4 protein-coding genes are annotated in these 24,914 nt (G+C 47.5%); all 4 read left to right on the top strand.

Features of this window, described 5'->3' with window-relative positions; genetic code table 11:
• Window positions 1-31 precede the first annotated feature (31 nt).
• The 4 genes from K7R11_RS01775 (at window position 32) to K7R11_RS01790 (ending at window position 24,888) form a co-directional block, all read left to right on the top strand.
• Window positions 32-13,903, top strand: coding sequence for a T9SS type B sorting domain-containing protein (locus K7R11_RS01775; RefSeq protein WP_224488172.1), 13,872 nt, complete (start codon window positions 32-34; stop codon window positions 13,901-13,903).
• A gap of 19 nt (window positions 13,904-13,922) precedes the next feature.
• Entirely contained in the window at window positions 13,923-14,882 is a 960-nt protein-coding gene (locus K7R11_RS01780; RefSeq protein ID WP_224489128.1) for a PorP/SprF family type IX secretion system membrane protein, read from the top strand.
• A gap of 225 nt (window positions 14,883-15,107) precedes the next feature.
• On the top strand, window positions 15,108-18,005 hold the full coding sequence (locus K7R11_RS01785; protein ID WP_224488174.1) for a T9SS type B sorting domain-containing protein: 2,898 nt from the start codon (window positions 15,108-15,110) through the stop codon (window positions 18,003-18,005).
• 520 nt (window positions 18,006-18,525) lie between these two features.
• Window positions 18,526-24,888 (top strand): T9SS type B sorting domain-containing protein, encoded by a 6,363-nt coding sequence (locus tag K7R11_RS01790; protein ID WP_224488176.1) that lies wholly within the window; start codon window positions 18,526-18,528, stop codon window positions 24,886-24,888.
• Window positions 24,889-24,914: the final 26 nt, after the last annotated feature.

Here is a 24,914-nt window from a genome sequence, read left to right on the forward strand (position 1 = left end):
TTCGCTTAGTGCTGCCCCAAAACAGAATGCTATGATGAAAAACTACTCCAACTTAACCAATGTGTTGCTGGTTGCGTGCATAATTTTTGCAGGCACTTTTGCATTTAAGGTAACCCCTCAGGTGCTTACCGATGCACAACGCACTTCTCTCAAAGAGTTTTCTGAAGTTATTACCGAAGGATTCTCCGATATTTCCTCAGAAATAGCCGGAGTTACCGAGGCATTTGACTTTAAAGCCCTTTTTAGCTCCGAGGCTGCGGAAGCGGTTGCTTTTGCCGATGAGGTGAAACTGGTGAAAACGGTAAACAATGCCGGCGGTGGAACCCTCCTGGGCGATGCTGATCCGGGCCAGAACCTGATCTATGATCTGCGTTATGAGAACAGGGACAGTGGGCCTGTAGCTAACTACACCATCATAGACACAATACCGAACGGTATAAATTATGTTGGAAACAACGGAGGGGGCACCTACGATCCTGTAACCAGGGTTTTAACGGTGAATGTTGGAAATCTTGCACCGGGGGCACAGGGGAATTTACAGGTAAATGTTCAGGTAGTTAACGATCCCGTCGCATTCCGGGATGCGTGCAGCTCCTTTATCAGCAACCAGGCCTATGGGGTGTACAATGGACTGCAGGAAGCGAGTTATCTCGGTTTTGCAGATGCCAGCCCGGCTCCTGCTACCTTTTTTGTAAGCGCAAACGAGTTGAATTATACCCGTACGGAAGCCATTTGTGGTACTGCGGGTATTGATATTTCCGCTACCGGGGGTTTTGATTCTTATACCTGGACCCGAAACGGCGCCTTTGTTGGGAATACCCAAACCGTTACGGCCACCGATCCGGGAACCTATGTGGTGGAGAAAACCGTTCAGTGTAACGGACGGGTGATCACCTATACCGAAACCTTAAATCTCTACGACGTAAACGGGATCGCAAACCCGATTCTGAACTTTGCAGATGATATCGGTACCTGTCCGAATAACGGAAGCCAGATGCCGAATCTTTTGTTGTGTGGTACCGAAGGAAGTCGAACCCTGAATATCGGGTTTTCCAGTACTGCCAGCAGTATTACCTGGAAAAAGCAAAACGGAAGTTGTACCTCTATAGCCAACTGTGCCAATGCCTCCAATGCCTGCTGGACCTCGTCTGATGTGGTAGGAAGCGGGGATACCTTTACCGTTTCCGAAGCCGGAAGCTACAGGGTTGAGGTATTGTTTGAAGGAAACAGCGGTGCCAACTGTCTGAAGATCTACTATTTCAATGTATACAAAGATCAGCTAAACGCCTCCGTGTCCGTAACCAGCTATTCTCCTTCTTCCCTTGGGACCATCTCTATAGATGCAGGCGGGGTGGGACCTCAATACACCTATAGTATTGACGGACCGGACGGTTACGATTACACTTATGGACCTACTACAGAAAACTCACATGTTTTTAAATATCTTATAGATGGGGATTACACTGTAACGGTAAGTAGCGATACGGGTTGTTCGTATACCGAAGTAGTTACCATTACAGATAATAATCCACTGTGGTTCGATGGAACCCTGTTTAACATCAAGGATTGTAACCGTGCAAGGATCCGTTTACAGCGTGGTGGGGGCGATCCGCCATACCAATTCGCGATCTGGAGTATAAACGGGGTGCCTAAATATGAAACCTTCCAGGAAATTCCGGATTCTAAATTCTCAAATGAAGAAAGCGAAAGTACCGGGGGAAGCCAGGCCAGGGTATATGAATTCCTTATTGAAGAGGAAGGGGACTATATCTTTGTGATGCGCGATGACAGCGGGAATTTTACCGTTTCAGGCGTAGTGCCAATAGCCCTGGATCCTAGTTACCGGTTCGATGTGAACCCGGAGGATGTGTTGTGCTACGGCGGTTCTGACGGGTCAGTATCCCTGTATTTCTATTCAGACCGTGTAAGTGAAGTTTTTACCGAGCTATATGATGCAGATACCTACGTGTACGGAGGTACCAATACGCCATTATTTACCGGAAACGGAAGCGGTACCTATCCCAACCTTTCTGCAGGCGATTATATTATTGAGGTGACCATTACGCTCAAACGGGGAAATTCGACCTGTTCCTTTATCCGGCCATTTACGATCAATCAGCCGGATGCGCCCCTGGAAGCCTATGCCGGGGTGATCACCGATGTTTCCTGTATACAGAACATCGGGGCATCTGAGGTGAAAATTGCCAATGCGAGCGGAGGAACCCCGCCATACACCTATATTTTTAATGGGGTTGCCCAGGCAAGTAATATCGGATACCTGGCAAATGATGGTATAGTTTCCGTGGTTGATGCCAACGGATGTACCTATGATATGTTCGTGGATGTAAATGCAGCCACGGAGATCCCTTCGGTCGATTACGAATTAACCTATAATTGTGACGGTACAGGAAATGTGGCTCTTACGCCTTCTGTGGCCGATCCCAACCTGGTCTATATTTATGAGTACAGCATGAACGGAGATTACCCGGTATCCGACAGCTTGTTTACCTCTCTGCCTCCGGGGAATTATAATTTCAGACTGTACTACGAAAATGCAACTCCGGATAACCCAACTCCGGGATTATTGCTGGAAGAAGATTTTGGAACCGGCGAGAACACCACCTTAAGAGAAATTAACCCGGTTTACAAATACGAGTCCCAGGTAGTGGGACAAGACCCGCCTGCCGGCGATGACGACGCCATGCTTGATGACGGGGAGTATGTGGTTACTTCCAGTTTACAACCCATTGGCGGACAACAGTGGTTCGTGCCCTCTGATGTAGACGGAGAAGTTGGCGGACGTTACCTGGCGGTGAATATCGGAGATGTGGTTGGTGCCGGAGGCATCATCTACGACAAGATGCTTACGGACCTTTCCAGTGGTTCAGAGATCACCGTGGAACTCAGTATTATCAATCTGCTTCTCGCTTCTTCAGGGCAATGCGACCCGGATCTGATCGTGGAGCTTCTTGATGTAACCGGTCAGGTTGTTGACTCCAAAAGTACCGGAGCCATAGATAATAATGAGCAATGGCATAACATAGCCATGACACTGAACTCCGGAGGGAATTCCCAGCTAAGGTTCAGAATAAGAAGCAATTCCACCTGTTTATCAGGGAACGATATAGCGATCGACGGCCTTCGGGTTTACCAGGTGCCTGAGATCTGTACAGCTGCAGTAGATGTGCCTATTGTAGTTCAGGACAACGAAGCCTTTGCCGGGGAGATCATTGCGCAAAGCGATCTGAGCTGTGCCAATATGACCAACCCCGACGGTTCTATCACCTTTGCGGTTTACAATTTTGACCCTGTTACCGGATATGAATACAGCGTGAATGGCGGTCCCTGGATCGCTTCTACAGATGCCCAGGTACAGGTAAATGGTCTTGGTTTGGGAGCTGTAACGGTAGATGTAAGGGTTCCGGGAGATGGTTCCTGTGATTTTACCATGGATGCATCTGCTCCGATCGGTCAACCCCAGGAACTGGATCTGGAATATGAATTGACAAAACAGATCACCTGTGATGCCACCAATCCGGGGGCATCAGTAAACCTGACCGCTACAGGAGGAACTCCTCCATACGAATATGGTATTGACGATGGCAGCGGCTCCGGCGTTACCTATGGAGGTAATAGTTTGATAACCGGACTTCTGTCAGGGAACTACGAATTCTGGGTGCGGGATGCCAATGGTTGTGAAACCAATATCGGCACTCCTGTAGTTTTGGAGGCTCCGGAGCCCATCCTGTTTGATGTGACTCCTACTGTATGTTATAACGGCAGCAATGGGGAGATCGTGGTAACAGTTACCCAGGGGAACGGAGATTACCAGTTCAGCCTGAACGGCACTGCGTGGTTCAGTCCAGATCCGGCTACGCCCGACACCTATACCTTTGGTTCGCTGTCACCGGGCTCGTATAATGTCTATGTAAGAGACGGTTCGAATTGCCAGGAAATGCTCCCGGCTACCATTGATCCGCAAATCGGAATTTCCGTTACCTCACAGGCCAATGTAGATTGTTTTGGAGAAGCCAACGGTTCCGCGGTATTAACAGTTACTGATTTTATTCCCCCATACACCTATACCGTGAACGGAGCAAATGCAGTAACCCAGAGCGGAAGTACGATCAACCTCGATAATTTAAGTGCAGGCACCTATACGGTGGCGGTAACTGATGACCGCGGTTGTAATACCACAGCCATGGTAACCATAGATGCCCCTGCAGATGCCCTTACCGCTACCCTTGACGTAACCGATCTTTCCTGTGTGGTTACTTCAGGAAGGGTGGTTGTAAATGCTACTGGAGGATACGGAAATTACAGGTATACCCTGACATATCCTGACGGAACCACGACCCTGCCTCAGAATAACAACAGGTTTACCAACCTTACCCAGACCGGTACGTATACCGTTACCGTAACGGATGCCGGAGGATGTAACATCCCTCTTGACTTTACACTTAACACACCCGTACCACCCTCCCTAACGCTTGGCAGCGCAGGGTGTTACGACGGAACGAATAATGTGACTATTACCGCAACTCCAACCGGAGGAGTGGCGCCTTATACCTATAGAATCAACGGAGGGGCCTTCCAGGCTTCCAACACCTTTGATGTGGCCCCGGGAACCTATACCGTAACGGTAAGAGACGCCCTTGATTGTGAGGATACCGCGAGCATTACCATCGACACTCAGTTGCAACTTACCGCTACAGCAGGGAATATTGCTGCCTGTGGTGGAAATACGGATATTACAGCGACTGCAAGCGGAGGGGACGGAAATTATGTGTTTGCATTCGTACCTGCAGGACAACCTGTAAGTGCAGGGGATTTTACCCCTTCGAGCACTTATAACACGACCCTTGCAGGGGATTATGACGTGTATGTACGCGATAATTCCGGTAATGCGGAGTATTGCGAGACGGTGTATACTATTACCATCGGATCTACGACTCCTGTGGAAATTTTTGAGACCCATGTTAATGTAAACTGTAACGGAGCTGCCGACGGAAGCATTTCTTTAAGTGCAACCGGAGGTACAGCGCCTTACCAATACAGTATAGATAACGGATCTACCTTCGTGAATACCCCTGATTTCTATAACCTGCCAGCCGGTACCTATGAGGCGGTAGTAAGAGACGTGAACGGGTGTTTAGATAATGTGAGTATTGAGATCGAGCAACCGGATCCACTTTCATATACCCATGTGGAAACAGCCTATACCTGTTCTGCGGATGCCCAGACCACCATTACCGCCACCGGTGGAAGTGGTACTTATGAGTTCAGCCTGGATGGCGGAGCATGGCAAAGCAGCAATGTATTTACCGGATTGCAGGATGGCAGTTATACCATCCGGGTAAGGGATGCCAATGCAGTGTCGTGTACATACGAAGATGTGATCATTATTGATCCGCTTCCGGTAGCTCCTGTACTTTCTGCTGCAGTAGCATATACCTGTGACGGCCTTGGCGATATTACCGTGACTCCTTTTGATGCAGCCTGGACGTATACCTTGCTTGATAACACTGGAGCTCAGGTGGCTGCCCAGACAGGTCCTAATGCCAATATATTTATCGCCCAGGCTTCCGGAACCTATACCGTGGAGGTGGATTACGGAAGTGACTGTACGACTACCCTTCCGGTAGTAGTGGAGGGCGGACAGGATTTCGGTGCCGGAATTACCGGGGTTACCCATGTAAGTTGTAACGGGGCCACTGACGGATCCTTAACCTTTGAAGTCACCAATTTTGATACGACTGCGGGTTACCAGTATAGTTATGATGGCGGAGCTACATGGACTGCTTCAACTTCGGCTACGGAAACCATCAACGGTCTTGCTGCAGGTACCTATACCATCGATATTCAATTTGACTCAGCAGGCTCTTGTGTTCAGTCTTTAACAGAGACGATCACCCAACCTGATGCACTTACAGCGGGGGGAGCAACTATAGTAGAAGCAACCTGTAATGCCGGAGCAACCGTTCAGGCAACAGCATCGGGAGGTACCCGACCCTATGAGTTCAGGTTACTTGATAGTTCTTCAGCCGTTTTCAATGGCTATGATTATTCATCTAATGACACCTTTACCGACCTCCCTAACGGAGATTATACCATAGAAGTTCGGGATGCGAACGGATGTACAGCTTCATTCCCGATAACCGTAGATGCCCCGACAGATCTCGCATTTACCGCTGTTGCGTCTACCTGTTACGCCGGAGATAATAACGGTACGGTAACAGTAACCATTGACCCGGTTAATAATGGGAACGGAAACTTGCAGGTGAGTCTGAACGGAGGTCCATTTGTACCTCTCAATAATGATCCTACAGGCCATACATTTACCGGACTTTCTGCCGGAAGCTATGATATAGAAGTTCGGGACGGATTTGGATGTCCGACTGCTCCTCAAACCGTTACCATATCTGAACAGGTCGTAGCCAACGCGATTCTGGATGCCGACCTGACCTGTTCCGCAGATGCACAAATAACAGTGAATGCCACCGGAGGCACTGCACCATACACCTTTGCCTGGGGTACGACTGCGTCCGGACCCTTTACGGCCATGGGCTCAAATGTGTTTAACACCAATGCTGAAGGAACCTATTATTTTGAGGTTACCGATGTTAATGGATGTAGTGATATTGCCGGACCAGTAACGGTTACCCCGGCAGATCCGCCTGTGTTTACTTTAACCCAGGTTAGCGACATCCTTTGTTTTGGAGGTAGTAATGGGGCCTTCCAGGTAAATATTGACACTACTGTTGGAGTTGGACCTTATCGTGTGGAGGTAAATGGGGTGGATTACGGCACTCAGACCACCATTTCCGGTTTAACAGCCGGGACTTATACCGTAGTGGTATTTGACAGCAAAGGTTGTGCTTCTTTACCACAGGATATTACGATTGGGGAACCCAGTGAGATCACCTATAACGTTGATCTGGATCCGATCACCTGTTCCCTTTCCGGTTCCGGAACCACTCCGGGAGCAATCACAGTTTCCAATGTTAGTGGAGGGACTCCTGGATATACGTATTACCTGACCAGCAATAATGGGTTTAGTGACAGCTTTGTTGCCAACTCGGGAGAGGACCACATCTTTACCATTCTTGATTTTGGAATTTACCAGCTGGATATCATTGATTCTAATGGATGCTCCATCAGAAGAGAGGAAATTATAGCCTCTCCGCCAGATGACCTGGATATAAATATAGCCACCCCTACTGCAGACTGTGTTTCAGGGGGAACAGCCATCGTATCGGTTTCATCCGCGGTAGGTAGCGGTAATTATGAGTTTGCGATCCTGGAGACCTTCTCGGCGCCTTACTCAACCAATTATATGGCACCTGATGTTGCAGGTGGAGATACGAAAACATTCACCGGTCTAACACCGGGGATTACGTACACCTTTGTGGTACATGACCTGACCACGAATTGTTACTATTTTGAATCTGCCGACGGTCCGATCCTTACACCGTCGAATATGACTATTGATAATCTTATTCCAAACAATGTTACCTGTACGGGGGCAGCAGACGGAAGTGTGACCTTTACCTTAGACAATTATGACGGGGGAGCTTCAGCTGTGGAATGGGAGATTTTTAATGCACAGACCAACATTACAACCGGACAAACCGGAACCATTGCGGTAAATCCGCCTACCGGACCGGTTACGGAAACCGCAGGTATTCTTGCTCCGGGTTACTATTATGTGTTGTTCAGGGAGATCGGCGGTGCTTTTGATCAGTGTACCGTAGGTACTCAGGAATTCAGCATTATAGAGTCGACTAATCCTTTACAGATTGCGGCAACTTCGATTAATGCTACTTGTAATACCGATGGGGTAATCACCGCTACCGCCCAGTTCGGAACAGCACCTTATACGTTTATTGTTCAACCGGATACTGCCCCGGCGGTGACCGATCCGCAGGATGCGCTCTGGACTTCAGGGGCACAAAACAGTAACGGGGTATTTAATGTGGCTGCCGGCAATTACGTCGTATATGTAAAGGATGCCAATAATTGTATACAGAGTGTGCCGGTAACCGTAGATATCGATCCGCAGCCGGTTATTACTGCTGCAGTAGATGATTACTGTGTTTCTGAAGGTAATTTCAGCGCTACTGTTTCACTTACATCCGTTGGTATGCCACCCTACCAGATTCGTGTTGACGGAGCTGCTTTTCAAAATGTAAACCTGAGCAGCGGGTCTGCCCAGGTTACCGGGTTGAACTCCGGAACGCATACCATTGAGGTAAGAGACGCTAACGGGTGTACAACTTCAGCGACCATTGATATTGTAGAGCCACTGGAATTCTCTGCGGAGGTTTCCAGGCTATTTGACTGTAACGGTCCCGGTGAGATCACCATAAACAACCTGATTGGATCCGGAAATTATGAGATAGCGATCACCGGTCCCGGAATTGATTTGCCGAGAACTGCAATCGCCTCAGTACCGTTTACCTATACAGATGCCAATGCGGCCGGGGTTTATTCGATCACGGTTTGGGACATGGCTACAGCTGATGCATGTTCGGTAACCAAAAATGTGGAGATCCTCGCGCCTATCCAGCCAAGTTTTACCCTGCTTCCGCAGCATGTGAGCTGTAATGGAGGAAACGATGGTTCGATTATCATTAATCAGGTAGATAATGGCACCCTGCCATTAACCTATACCATTAGCCCGATGCCAGCCGGAGCAAGCTTTAATGCCACAACCAATACTTTTGAAGGGTTAACGGCAGGACCTTATACCATTACCGGTGTTTCAACGGTTAACGGTTGTTCCTTTGTAGCAAGTACAACAGTTAATGAGCCTACTGCATTAAGTGGACTCACCTTAGTGCCGGATCAATTTGATTGTACCGTAGGAAATACGAGAAATTCTGCCCGGGTCTCTGCTTCAGGAGTTACCGGAGGAACCCCTCCTTATACCTATACTTTTGTTTATGACAACGGTACAACGGCGGATACCACCGACGACCTTACCCAATCTGGAACAAGTACTTCGTATGTAGTATCTAACCCATTGGGAGGAAGTGTCACTGTTACGGTTTATGATGCCAACGGATGCTCCGATACTCATTCGGAAACCATCCTTCCATTTGTAAGACTGGAAGATGTGACAACCCTTGCTACCGATCCTACCTGTTTAACAGGAGACGGAAGTATTACCGTAAACACAACAGTGGACCCTGCTTTGGGCACCACCAACCTTCAGTATGACATCCTTCAGATCGGAGGAAGTTATAATGATTCCTTTACAGGAAATACTGCCACACATACGTTTAACGGACTTGATTTCGGGGATTACCAGATCACGGTAACCAATACCGAAACCGGCTGCCAGTTGGTAGTAACGGAAAGCCTTAACGATCCGGACACCTTTGAACTGGATATCGTTGCGGGAGCAACCTGTTACGGTGCCAGTACCGGTGAGGTAACCATCACGATGATCGACACCGACCCGACAACCAATGGTGACAACGCCGGAGACTTTAATTATACCATTACCGATACCGGAGGAACTATCGTTGCATCAGGAACAAGTTCGGGGGTTACCCTAACGATCCCAAATCTTCCAGCCGGCACCTATGATGTAACGGCTACCCTGGTGGGAGCTCCTCAGTGTACGGTAACAGACTCCTTTATTATTGTGGAGCCAAGCGAGCCGCTTGCTGCAACTACCGTGGTGACCAATCCAACCTGTTTGGGCAATGATGGCGTGATCGAAATTCTGGCTACCGGAGGATGGGGAGGTATTACCTACTTTGTAGCGGATGTTTCCCAACCTGCACCTGCCGGAACTGACTTTGTGAGCAGTCCGAGATTTGAAAATCTGGTAGCCGGAACCTACCAGGTCTGGATCCAGGATCAGAACGGATGTATCGTTCAGCTTGGAGACGAACTATTGATTGATCCGACTCCGATTACCGCAGATATCACGTCGGCAAATCCAAATTGCGCCGGCCTTTCAGGAGAAATAACTGTTGAAAATATCGCCGGGGGATACGGAAGTGCCTATACGCTTCAGTTAATTAAAAATGGAGTTCCCTTTGGCGCTCCGGTAACGGGGGTAAATACTACATATACCTTTACCGGGTTAGGTGCGGGCACCTACCAGGTGGAAATATCTGATGCCTGGTCGTGTGATGTGGTTATTCCAACTTCGATTGAAATGTATGAGGAATTTATCGCAGATGCTACCATAGACAGCAACCTTTCCTGTGATGCCACTAATGGTTCTGTAGGTGGACAGATCACCTTGAGTGCCACCGGTGGATCCGGAGATTTTGCCTATTCGGCAACATACCCTGATGGAACAACCATCCCGTTTGGCAGTAGTGCTGTATTCTCAGGGCTTACCCTTGACGGAACCTACACCTTTACTGTAAGGGATAATATTACCCTTTGTGAAGAAACCACAACGATTGAGATGACGGCTCCTGTGATCCCTGTTATTCAGGATATCCTGGAAACCAACGTCACTTGTTTTGGGAACGATGGAACAGTGACCGTGGAGTTAGATCCGAGCACCATGACTGATCCTCCATATATATATGAGATCAGCCAGGGCGGCAGTGTATTACAAACCAATAATGACGGAGTATTCACTGGATTGCCCGATGGCTCTTACGATATTACCGTGACGTCTGATGCCGGATGTTTTGTAACCGGTATCGCTACGGTAGGAACAGATCCTACCCCGGAGATCGATCTGGAGATCACCGACAATTGTGATCCATCCGGTCAGTATGAGATTACTGTGAATATGACCCAGGAGGGAATTGCCCCTTACACGCTTAGTGTAAATGGTGCTGTACGTCCTGTTACCATAGACAGCAGTACGCCTTATGTGATTACCGGGCTTTCTGCAGGCACATACGATATCGCCATTACAGATGCCAATGGTTGTGGGGTGAATGTCACCGGAACCATAGACATCGTGCCTCTTGACTACTCAGCTCAGGTAACAGGATTGTTATACTGTGATGGGCCGGCAGCCATCACCATCGATAATATTTCCGGTAGCGGACCTTTTGCATATGCCATAGACGGACCGGGTGCAGCAGACCAGGCTCAAACCACCCTTGATCCGGCCGGGACAACCTGGAACGGAGCTACCGTGGCAGGAACCTATACCATTACTGTTTATGATCTTAACGGAACCTGTTCCCTTACCAGGGAGGTTGTGGTTCCGGAAAGAGTGGAACCTGTTATTAACTTGGTGAGCCTTCAGGATCCGTCCTGTTCCGGTGACCTGGGGCAGATCATCGTGTCTTCTCCGGATAATGGCATCGGGCCATTCACCTTTGAAATTGTGGATATAGACGGTACGGCTGCAGCGATTGCACCGAATCAGACAGACGGATATACTGCAACCTTCAGCAACCTTAACGGGGATACTGCTGGAATTACTTATACCATTAGAGCTACAGCTCAAAACGGATGCGTTGTGGAGATCAGTGAAACAATCACTTCCCCGGAACCGGTTGCCATGCCAACGCCAAGAGTTACACACTTTAGCTGTAATGCAGGTAGCAACTCGTTCAACAATGCTCTTGTGGTGGTAGACCCTGCAACCATAACAGGGGGTAGCGGTAGTTATGTACGTTATGCCTTTAACTTTAACGGTGTAACCCAGGTTTCTTCTAATCCTCAGTTTATCGTAACTGACACCAGGGGAGGAACTGGTACTGTTACCGTTTACGACAGCAATAACTGTAGTGTAACACGCAACTTTATTATCGATCCGTTTATCGGAATTGAAAATCCCCAGCTTAATGTAGACACCACGGCTACCTGTGTTAACGGAGAAGATGTTACTGTAAGCGTGGATATTTTTGAAGGGCTTTCCGGTACTCCGGGAACCACAGACCTGTTATATACGCTTACCGATATTAATGGAAATCCATTGGAGAACTCCGGAACTATTACGGCTACGGGAAGCTCCAGCCACACCTTTTCTGGTCTTGCACCCGGAGCATACTTTATAAATATCCTGAACGAGTATACCGGATGTGAGGTAAGTCTGAGTCACACGGTAGATGATCCGAATACGTTCGTAATGACTGCCACCGTAGTAGATCCTACATGTTTTGGAGAAGCTACCGGTAGTGTTGAGCTTACCATGATCGACACCTTCCTCGGAGATGGAAACCAGGCAGGAAGTTTCGATTATGAGATCAGAAGAGTTTCCGACGATGCCCTGGTAGCTAGTGGTAACAGTAACGGACTAAGCAATATTACGGTGGGAAGTTTACCTGCCGGACATTATGCTGCAATTGCCACTATTACCAGCGGAGGACTGGGATGTAGTGTGGAGCCTACTGAGTTTACCATAACCCAACCACAGGAAGATCTTACAGCGACCATAGAAGAGGTACATAATGTAACCTGTTTGAATAATCGCGGAGAAATCTATGTGGATGCGTCAGGGGGGTATCCGTACTACGAGATCACCCTGGTGGGACAGAATACAGGATACAGTGAAACCCACACCAATGTGGACGGATGGGTATTCCTTGGGCTCGAAGCTGATATCTATACGGCTTATATAACCGATGCACAGGGGTGTACTTTTGAAACCCTACCGGTGGAACTGATCAGGCCGGAATTTATTTCCGCAGAGATCACCGGACAACCAACCACATGTTTCGGATCTAATACCGGAGAAGTTTCTGCCATTAATATTACCGGTGGTGCCGGCCCGGATAGTTACTATTTCGAGCTTTACGACCAGGCAGGAAATCAGATCGGGGAAAGTCAGGAATCTCCTGTATTTACCGAGCTGGTTGCAGGAAGCTACTATATCAAGGTTCTCGATCCGTGGGATTGTGACTTTGAAACCGAGGTATTCGTAGTTACCGACCCTCAGGAAATTTCAGTAAATGTGACCGATCAACCCACCGTGGTGTGTTACGGAACCACAGATGGCTATTATGAGTTTAATATGACCGGGGGAACGGCTCCATACACTGTTTCCCTGTACCATCCGGATAGCGACACCCCTGTGGAGACCTTTACAGGAATCGGCCTTGCAGAGGCTGTGACTTTCTGGGATCTCGAAGGAGATGTGGAATACAGGGTAGAGGTAACCGATGCCAATACCTGTACCACAGAGACCACCTTTATGATTCCTACCGGTCCGGACCTGAGCGCTGCAGTGGATGTGGTCTATGAATGTTCGACCAACCTGCCTGAGAATTACATCGAGGTAAGCCTGATCAACAGTACGCTTGACCTGGCTGAGGTAATGTACGCCCTGAATACTGATGATATTAACCAGGCTGTATTGTTTAATGAGATCATCGACGGGAAGGGAATTGTCAGAAACGTTCCTGCCGGAGCCGATCAGTTTATCACGATCTTCCATGAAGGTTGTGCCCAGGTGATGCCTGCCGGTGAGTTCTTTGAGGTGATCGCTTATGAGCCACTGGAGCTTTCCCTGGCCAACGAGCAGCTCAACGTGATCGATTTCAATGCTACCGGAGGACAGCCGCCGTATAATTATTATGTGAACGGAGAATACCGAGGAGACGATGCCGATTACCGTATCCGGGAAACCGGCACTTATGAGGTGGTGGTCGTGGATGCCAACGGGTGTGAAAGCCGTGCAGAGATCTTTGTGGAGTTCTACGATATAGATATCCCTAACTTCTTTACTCCGGATGGAGACAGCAATAACGATGTTTGGGGACCGGCGAACTCTGAGGCCTATCCAACCATAAGAACAAGGGTTTACGACCGTTACGGAAGGGTAGTTGGTGAAATGCGCGTCGGACAATTCTGGGATGGTACTTATAACGGATCTCCATTACCTACGGGAGATTACTGGTACGTGATCAAGTTCGATGAAGAAGAGGATGCCAGAGAGTTTGTAGGACACTTTACCCTGTACAGATAACGAAAGGAGATATATCATGATGAGAAAACTTATTTATGCTACCATGGCCCTTGTCGGGATGCACGCTTCAGCCCAGGAGCTTACCCTTCCGACATTTACCCAGTACACCTCGGATAATGAGTTCGTTATCTCGCCTACCTACGCGGGAATCGGAGATTATGTGAAGGTGAGGGGAAATGCCCTGACCCAGTGGGTGGGCATCAAGGATGCCCCGGATACCCAGACGCTGGTGGGGGATGTCCGACTCGGACAACGCTCCGGAACCGGAGTGCTGTTTTACAACGACCGGAATGGGTACACCCGTCAGTTGGGGGCCAGACTGTCTTTTGCCCACCACCTGACCCTGAATAATATGGACGACAAGTTTCTGTCGTTCGGATTATCGTATAATGTGAACCAGTTTCGGATCGACATCAATGAATTTGACCCGAATGCAGATCCCTCTATAACCGACGACAGAGCTACCACCAACCACAATTTTGATGTGGGCATCCTGTACCGTCATGGAAAATTCTTTGCGAGTTTAAACGCGGCGAACATCCTGAATAAGGACCTGAACGTTTTTGCGATCTCTGAACCAAACCGTCTTCGTAATTATTACTTGTACACCGGGTATCGCTATAAGGAGAGAATAACATCCAACTGGGAATATGAACCTTCGGTGTTCTTCCAGTTGTTTGAAAGTGACGGCCGTTCGAGTACCGATGTGAACTTCAAGGTTCGGTACTGGAAATTTCAGGGCGAACGGGATGAAGAGTATTACTGGTTTGGATTGACCTACCGGTTCCTGAATGACCAGTTCCTAAACCCTTGGAATATCGGTCCGATGGGAGGCCTTAAAAAGGGAGGTTTTTATTTTGGCTATAGCTACCAGGTGATCTTTAATGAGATCCAGCTGTACAGTACAGGTACGCATGTGATCACTGTTGGAGTCGACCTGTTCCAGGGAATCAGCAATTGTAAATGTACCATGCGCTAACAAAAATACGGTACCTGCAACCTTGGTTGTTGGGTGCTGTTGTGTGTTTAGCCAACGCAGTATGAACGTTAATCTTTAAAATAAGATACTAAAAATCAGAAAGGGAGGGGTTTTCATTAAAAATGAACACTGCTTCCCTTTCGGTATGAAAAAACACCTGTCATATTAAAACGGAAGTTAGCTTTTTGGTTCCCCCACACCTGGTTAATGCCCTAATATTTTATTATGATTAAAACCAAAGCCAACCTCGCTGAAATAATCCTATGGGGTTTATTTTTACTGTGCACCACCCTAACGGTGTCGGCCCAGGTAAAAAAGACCTTTGAGCCAAGATACCAGGAGAATATCAGGGGAGACCTTACCTTTATTGCAAATAGTATCGTAAACAGGGATGACGCATCCGGAGATCCTGAAACGGCCTATAATCTTACCGGCAGCAGTTCAGACCTTAACGATTTTCTCAATATGCAATATATCGATGTGGATGGCGACACCTCCACATTTAGCTCCTCCTCCGCAACATTTACCCTTACAGATCCCAATTGTTCTAAAGTGCGTTATGCCGGGCTTTACTGGGGAGCTGTTTATCCGCATGACGGAGACGGGAACCCAAATACCAGGAGCACCGGTTTTGACCAGGTAAAAATTAAATTGCCCGGCGGAACCTATCAGGATATTACGGCAGATGAGATCATTTTTGATGGTTATGGCGACAGTGATTTTGGAACATACAGTCCGTATATCTGCTACAAGGATGTAACGGGTCTCATTACCCCCCTTGCAGATCCTCAGGGAGAATATACCGTAGCCAATGTGCTTGCAGCGGCAGGAGACTACACCAGTGTTTCCGGGGGGATATCCGCAGGTTGGACCCTTGTCATTGTCTTTGAAAACCCAACGGTGCCTGCAAAAAACATTGCCACCTTTGATGGTTATGCAGGTATAAAGGCCGGAGAAACGGTTGATATTCCCTTTAGCGGATTTAACACCCTCCCCAATCCATTTCCGGTTAATGCCACCCTTGGGGTAGGAGCCCTGGAGGGAGATAATGATATTGCCGGGGATGCCCTTTTATTTAAGGCAGACAGCAACACCGGTTTTACTACTTTGGGCGATGCTTTTAATCCTTCGGATAACTTTTTTAACAGCAGTATCAGTCAGTTTGGGAGTTCCCTTTCCGGACGCACCCCAAACAGTATAAATACCCTCGGATGGGATACCGATCTTTTGGAAATTGACAATCCGTCTAATTCGGTGATCCCTAATAATGAGACGGGAGCTACTCTGAGGGCGACATCAACAGGAGATAAGTATGATCTCTTTTTTACCTCCCTGGCTATTGAAAATATTGAACCCGATATTCAGCTCACCAATACCGTTGAAGATCTCGGCGGGAATAATATTGACGGAGCCAGCGTTGCCCTGGGGCAGGAAATGTATTATGTAATTACCTTCGACAATACAGGAAACGACGACGCAACGAACTTTACACTACGCGACCAACTCCCTGTTAATGTAGACCCCTTATTTAACGAAATCATCTTTCCGGATAACGGAGACCAGATTCAGTACAATTTTGATTCAGCCACCCGGGAGATCACCTTTCAAATTCCGGATTCCTATGTCGAAGTCGCAGAAAGTGCATATACCATCAAGATCAGGGTAAAGGTTCTGGAAGATTGTTTTGGGTTGAGGGACGCCTGCGCCAATGTTTTGGAAAACCTGGTATACGGGACCTACCGGGGTGTGATCAATGATAATATTATTACGGATGACCCCGGAGCGACCGAATTTGGCGATTGCCGCATCCCATCCCCCGGCGCCACAAACTATATCGATCTTACAGGGTGCAACCTCGAGAGTGACCTCTTTTTGTGCGGCAGTAGCATTATGCTGAATGCCGGGAATGGGTTTACCACGTATCAATGGCAATACCTGGACGATACGGGAACCTTCATAAATATCACAGGGGCTGATTCCTTCAATTTTGAAGCCACAGCAGAGGGAACCTACAGGGTGATTAAAACCATAGCCTCTCCCTGTATCTCTGGGGAAGAGGTATATAATGTATACCTTGCCGATAACGGACTTGTGAACCCGGTGATCAATCAGGCCGACGAGGTGGTTAGCTGTTCTGCAGATGGGACACCCGTACCACAGTTTTATTTTTGTAGTGCCGATGAAGAGCGTGCTTTAAGCGTTTCTATAAATAATAGTGTTTCCCTGGAATGGCAAAAACTGGATGGGGGATGTTCCCAGGAAGAAACAGGGAATTGTCCTGTAACCTCAGATAGTTGTACCTGGAGCACTGTGGCTACCGGAGAAGATTTTACCCTCGATGCAGCAGGGGAATACCGCCTGGCGGTGACCTTCGATAACGGTTGTATAACCTATTATCCGTTCAGGGCCTATGATTATGCGATAGACCCGGTACTTGAAATCTGGTATGACTGTACCGACAATTCCTCATCTAACGAGGTGGTGATCGCGCTGAGCAACCCGGGGATTACGGATGTGATCTATTCTCTGGACGGCGGACCGGATCAGTTCGTAAATTCATTTAAGGATGTTGCTCCTGGCACCCACAGCATTACTGCAAGTTACCAGGGGTGCCAAAAGACCCTGAATTTTGAAATCGATGCCATTTCTCCTGTAGAACTCTCCCTGGCTAACAGAACTTTCAACCTGATAGAAATGCAGGCCAGCGGAGGTGTTGCGCCATATACTTTTTATGTAAATGGAGAATACAGGGGAGAAGACACCGATTACAGGATCCGTGAAACCGGAACGTATGAAGTGGTTGTAGTGGATGCCAACGGATGTGAAAGCCGGGCAGAGATCACCCTTGAATTTTACGACATCAGCATTTCCAACTTTTTCACGCCCAACGGAGATAATAATAACGATACCTGGGGGCCTTCAAATTCTCAGGCGTATCCGAGTATAAAGACTATTGTTTATGACCGCTACGGCAGGGTTGTAGGGGAGATGCGTGCGGGCCAGTTCTGGGACGGCACCTATAACGGAAGCGAATTGCCGAGTGGAGATTACTGGTATGTGGTTAGTTTTGATGAAGGGGAAGATGTCCGGGATTATGTAGGCCACTTTACCCTTTACAGATAATATAAAGCATACGCTAATTATGACCCTTCCTTGATTGTTCAAGGAAGGGTTTTTTTATGGCCAAAATTTGAATAGAGACGTTAAATGCAACCAGGATGTCGGTTTCTGATTTCTGCAGGTGTAAATCATCGATTAAATGAAAAAAAATCAGTTAAAATGCATCAAATATTCGTTAAATGTCGTATAATTACTATAAAATGAATGATTTACATTTCTAAACCCATAATTAAGACGCCTATAAACAACTTTACGCTATCCACAAAATCTTTATCGGGAACGAATCTGTTTTAAATACGCAGAAAGTTCATTCAATACCATCAATTCGCGGTCGTTATTTCTGATCCTTGTTAAATACCTATTACAAGGGCCAGGCTTCGATCTTAATTGATTTGCATTAACCTACTGGAATGACTTTCTTCTTTTCCTGCACCAGGCATATTTATCTTCCTTAAAGCTTTATGGATGTCGATTACCACTATACAAGAAGCCCCAATTCTTATGAAGATCAAATTACTATGCTATGAATGCAACAATTTCCTACTTAAAAAAAGTGATCCTGTTGGCCTGCTTGTTATTGTCGGGTATCGGGTCATTGTCCGCACAGATCGGAAGACCCTTTGAACAACGGTTTTCTACCAATGTTAGAGGTGAATTAGTTATGCTGGCCAATAACATCCTCAATCCATCAAATGACCCTAATGCTGATTACAACGGTAATCGGGACAACAATAATGTTGATGTTGCCTATATAGATATCGATGGCGATACCACTACTTTTAGTTCATCGAGTTCTGACCTTTATCTGCAAGGCTGTACCCGTATTGTTTACGCCGGCTTATATTGGTCGGCCATCTATCCCCACGACAATGATGAATCTACGCCTCCCAGGGATGATTACGATCAGGTTAAGTTTATGGTACCGGGTCAACCCTATACAGACCTGTTGGCAGACTGGCAGTATTACGGCTCTCCGACCAACCGGGCTAATGAAACATCCTATGTTTGTTATAAGGATGTAACCAATGTGGTTTCGGCATTACCAGACCCTAACGGAACTTATACGGTCGCCAATATCCGGGCCAACCAGGGAACAAAAAACGGTGGCTCCGGAGGAGGATGGATACTGGTGCTTGTGTATGAAGATCCAAACCTGCCCGGCAGATATATCTCTACCTTCGATGGCTATGCAGCAGTTGGAGGTAGCGGGAGTAATAATATTCAGGATTTCAGCTATAGTGGCTTTAAAACCATTCCCAATGGTCCGGTTCGTGCCCGTTTAGGAGTAGGTGCCCTGGAAGGAGATTATGGAAAGGTGAATGACCGTATGGAGATTCGCGCAGATGGCAATGCCACCTTTACTGCCCTCAGAAACGATGTAGGCGCTACTAATAACTTTTTTAACAGTAGTATTACGGTAGACGGGAATAACGTGACCACCCGGCAACCTGCAGGGTTAAATGCCCTTGGCTTTGACGCCGATATCTTTGATCTGGACAACCCCAATAACAGTGTTATCAATAACAATGAAACAGGGCTGACCGCCAGGGTGGAAACCACCGGAGATGGGTATGGGGTGTTTCTCAACACCCTCTCCATCGAGATCATTGAGCCTGATATTCAGCTTACAAAAATTGTGGAAGACCTGACAGGGAATGACATTACGGGAGGAAATGTGACCCTCGGACAGGAAATGTACTATGTGCTTACCTTCGACAATGTAGGGAATGACGATGGTACAGATTTTTCCATCAGGGACAGGCTTCCTGTCAACGTTGATCCTTTATTGGATGAACTGGTATACGATTCCAACGGGGATGTCATTGATGTGCAATACGATGAGGGTAATCATGAATTGACCTTCCGAATTCCTGATTCATATATCGAAATGGAAGATGGGAGTTATTCCATCAGAATCAAGGTGAAGGTGCTGGAGAACTGCTACGGGCTGCGGGATGCCTGCTCCAATATTATTGAGAACCTGGCTTATGCTACCTATCGCGGAGTGATAAACGACAACCAGATCACTGATGATCCCAGCGTGAGTCGGTTTAATAACTGCGGATTCCCCACTCCCGGCTCTACCAACTTCCTGGTTGGCCTGGAAGATTGCAATTTTGAAAGGGATGAGTACCTCTGCGGTTCGAGTATTGAACTTACGGCAGGTAGCGGATATACGGCCTATCAATGGCAAAGAGGCGATGGTAATGGGAACTTTACCGATATTGCAGAGGCTACCGGCCAAACCTTTACCGCAACTGGTTTTGGTACGTATCGGGTGGTAAAGACCGCCCCACAAGGCTGTATTTCTGATGAAGAAACGATTAACGTGCTACCCTTCAGCAATAATGCAGTGAACCCCTTTATAGCGATAGCCGATGAGGTGGTTTCCTGCCCTAATGATGGCAGTGACCTGCCTAAATTTTATCTCTGCGGGGCGAATGATGACCGGTTTTTGGATATTTCTTTCAATGATGCCCAATCTTTTGAATGGCAACGCCTGGATGGAGGATGTGATGCTGAGGCTGGTGATGATTGTCCAACGCGGTCGCTCACCTGTAGCTGGACTACTGTTTCTACCGATGAGGATTATACCCTGGAAGGTCCGGGAGAGTACCGCCTTATCGTGGTGTACCAGAATGGTTGTTTTAATCGTTTTCCTTTTAAAGTCTATGAGAACACCCTGAATCCGGAAGTGAATTCAAGAGATATCCTCTGTTCTACTCCCGGAAATATAACCATCACTAATGTTCCGGCAGGATATGAGTATGCTGTGACTGCAGATCCGCAAGGTTTTGTCGCTAACTCGGCTACCTGGCAATCTGCAAACACCTTTGCTATTAATACCCCCGGGGTATATACTGTTTTTATTCGTCAGGCCGGAATTGATGCCGGTCTTGACGGAAGGCAGCCTTGCCTGTTCTCGGTGCCTGACATTGCTGTAACAGACAGAGATTTCACCGCCACTGTGAATGTTACCAATCCACAGTGTCCCACAGGTTTCGGGAGCATTACGATAACCATGAACAATGCCGAACCTCAGTACACCTATACGCTGTTGGATGATGCCGGAGCTACGGTAGACGTTTTTGGTCCTGATAACGACAACAACTACACCTTTAAAAACCTGGCCACAGGGGATTATACCGTTATAGCCGAAACCTCTGATGGGTGTTCCTATACTGAAAACATTAGTATTATCAGTGACTCTGATCTTGAAATAACTGCCTGGGTGGAGCAGCAGATTATTTGTGGAACCAACGGTATACTCAGGGTCAATGCCACCGGAGGCGTGCAGCCTTACTTTTTTGCTGTCTGGAGTTATACACCAGCGATCGGTGCTACCGCTCCGGCCATTAACTACGGAAGCATAGATGATATACCGCCGAGAGTCTTTTCGAGAAGTGATAATTTTCAGGTGGCTGCCGGAGCTGAGGGAACCTATGAATTCGTGGTTCTTGACCGGAATAATTGTACTGCATTTTCAAATCCTGTAGAGATCGTTGCTCCCCCGGTAACAGAATATACAGTAAACAATGGGAATGTGACGTGTTTCGGGTCTGACAACGGATTTATTACCATCGAGGTGGTAGCCGGAACCGGAGGTAATGGTCAAACCTATAAGTTGGAATATCCTGATGGCAGTGTGTTAAGAAATGATTCAGGAAATTTTCAAAACCTTCCGGCCGGACAATATATTCTGACCGCTACAGACACCAATGGATGTATTTATTCAGAAACAGTAAATGTTGATCAGCCCACGCAAGTAACTTACGCGCTCTCTGATGAGCAAATAAGCTGTACAACCGGATCGTTGGGAAGTATTACGGTGGATAACGTTACCGGAGGCAATCCTCCCTATACGTACACCCTTACACGTCAGGATGGATTCCGGTCAACTTATACTTCCGCTTCTATTCCTGCAGACCCATACACTTTTAGCAGCCTTGATTACGGCATTTACCATGTTGAGGTAACCGATGCCGAAGGATGTCCTTCAGGCCCGCCAGCAGAGGTGGTTCTTGCTACACCTCCGGATGACCTTATTATTGATACTTCAACCCCTACCCTTAACTGTACCGTTGGAGGTACAGCGGTGGTTAGCGTTTCTTCAACCCTCACCGGAAGCGGAAATTATGAGTTTGCGGTACTGGAATATTATAAGGTACCCTATACCGATCCGTCAAATTACCGTGGGCCTGATACCGGATTTACTGACAGAGCCACCTTTACAGGATTAACACCCGGGGTTACCTACACCTTTGTTGTACATGACCTTGTAACGGATTGTTATTACTTTGAAACTGCAGCCGGCCCTATTGATAGTCCGTCTTCAATGATCCCGACCCTGGACCAGGTAGCTAACGTAACTTGTTACGGAGCTGCGAATGGAAGTGTGGACTTTACCGTTACAGGCTATGATTCATTTACCACAGAGATCGCTTATGAAGTCTTTGTTCCGGAAACCAATGAGTTCACCGGGGTAAGCAACCGTATTCCGGTAACCGGATCAATCACCAGCGGGACCCTAAGCGGGTTAGATCCGGGTACTTACTATGTATTATTCACAGAGGTTGGAGGCGCCTATAATGCCTGTTCAGTAAGCTCGGTGGAGTTTGAAATTACAGAATCATCAAGTCAGTTGTTGCTGGACGCTGAAGTATCTCAGACCCCAACCTGTATAGATCACGGTGCCATTATTGCCTATGCAGGTGGCGGTACCGCCGCCTACGAATACCAGCTTTCTGATATTTCGACCGTGCCGGCAACCATAGTGGTACCTTTCGGTTCGGCCTCGGAATTTACGGGACTGCCTGGAGGGCAATACCGGGTTACGGTAAGAGATTCCTTTGGTTGTGAGGCCGTTCAGGATGTTAATTTGGTGGCTCCAAATCCGATCACTGCCAGCTTGATTGAAGATGCAACCATTAATTGTTTCGGAGACAATACGGGAACTGTTTCAGTCGCTTTGGTGAGTGGAGGATTGCCGGAACTGGACTCCAGTGCGCAATACCTTTTCTCATTGAATTACCTGGATAATTCGGGCACGAACATTCTCTTTAGCACTGCTCCGGGCCAAAAAGATACCTTTACCAATCTGGGAGTAGGAAATTACAGTGTTACCGTAACTGACGGATGGGGATGTGATTACACAACGCCCGCAGTGACTTTCACAGAACCGGAGCAGCTCACATCACAATTGCGTTTGGAAAGCGCAAACACCTGTTTGGAGGACGCCACTATAACCCTGACCGCCTTCGGAGGAACGGCGCCCTACAGCTATGCAACTTCACCTTCGGGTAACTTTTCCCCTTTTACCAATGGAAGTTCGGTCACTTTTACCGTCCCTCCAGGTGAGTACAGCTATTATGTGAAAGATGCTAACGGATGTATTTCTTTTGTGTCCAATACGGTTAGTATCGAGGAAATATCCCCTGTAGAGATCGTTGCGGAGATCGCTGCCGATGCAAGCTGTTACCAGGAAGCTACCGGATTTATTCAGGTAAGAGCAACGGGAGGGGCAGGGAATTATGTGTTTACCCTGCTCGATGAGACTATGGATATCAAGAACCCGGTAAGACCGGCACAGAACTCCAATGTATTTGCTGATCTGTTTGCGGGAGTGTACTTTGTAAGAGTGGAAAGTGAGGATTGTTCTGAAACGATTCGCATTGAGCTGGGAGAAGGGAATCCAATCACAGCCAGCGACCCGGTGGTCACCCAGCCTGCCTGTGCTGAGGATTTTGGAACCATAGAGGTGCTGTTGGAAGGCGGTACGGGAATATACCAGTATGCCATTTCCCCGCGCTTGGACCAGTTCCAGGACCAGAATATTTTTTATGACCTTGAACCGGGTCGTTATACCATCATAGCACAGGATTCCAACGGATGTCTGCCGTTTATTTTTGAAGTGGATATCGTGGCCCCAACACCTTTGGTATTGACCCCTGAGATCATTTCCGAGGAATACTGTGAGGGAGAGGATACAGGAATTATTTCTCTGGACATAAGTGGAGGTGTGGCTCCGTATTACACCTCCTTGAATTCCAATAACCCGGGCGATTTTGTGGAAAGACAGACCCTTTTTGAAGGACTTTCGGGGGGAGAAACCTATACCATTTTTGTAAAAGATGCCAATGGATGTGAAGAGAATATCGCTGTAACCCTGCAAGCCCCGGTTCCTTTAGATCCGCAGGTAGAAGTAATGTATACCTGTATAGGTAACAGCTCAGGTAATGAGGTGATTGTTAATATGAGCGATCCGACCATCACCGATGTGATCTACAACCTCGATAATGGATCTGATCAGTTTCAAAATATTTTTGTGGACGTGGCTCCGGGTCCTCACACCATCACGGCAAGTTATGAAGGATGTGTACGAATTATCGATTTTGAGATCGATTCTATAGAACCCCTTGAACTATCGCTGACCAATGAAGAATTTAATCTTTTGGAAATGACGGCTGTTGGGGGAGTACCTCCATATTCGTACTACGTGAATGGCCAGTACGTGGGTGAGGATGCCAATTACCGAATTCGGGAAACCGGAACGTATGAGGTGGTGGTCGTAGATGCCAACGGGTGTGAGAGCCGCGCTTCGATCTTTGTAGAGTTCTATGATATTGAAATTCCGAACTTTTTTACACCAAACGGAGACAATAACAACGATACCTGGGGGCCGTCAAATTCCCAGGCGTACCCGAGTATAAAAACCATTGTTTATGACCGCTACGGCAGGGTGGTAGGGGAGATGCGTGCGGGCCAGTTCTGGGACGGCACCTATAACGGAAGCGAATTGCCAACCGGAGATTACTGGTATGTGGTTAGTTTTGATGAAGGGGAAGATGTCCGCAATTATGTAGGTCTCTTTACCCTTTACCGCTAAGCAACAAAGCTCGTTCCATTTGAACG

This window comes from Robertkochia flava (assembly GCF_020166515.1).
Lineage (GTDB): Bacteria > Bacteroidota > Bacteroidia > Flavobacteriales > Flavobacteriaceae > Robertkochia > Robertkochia flava.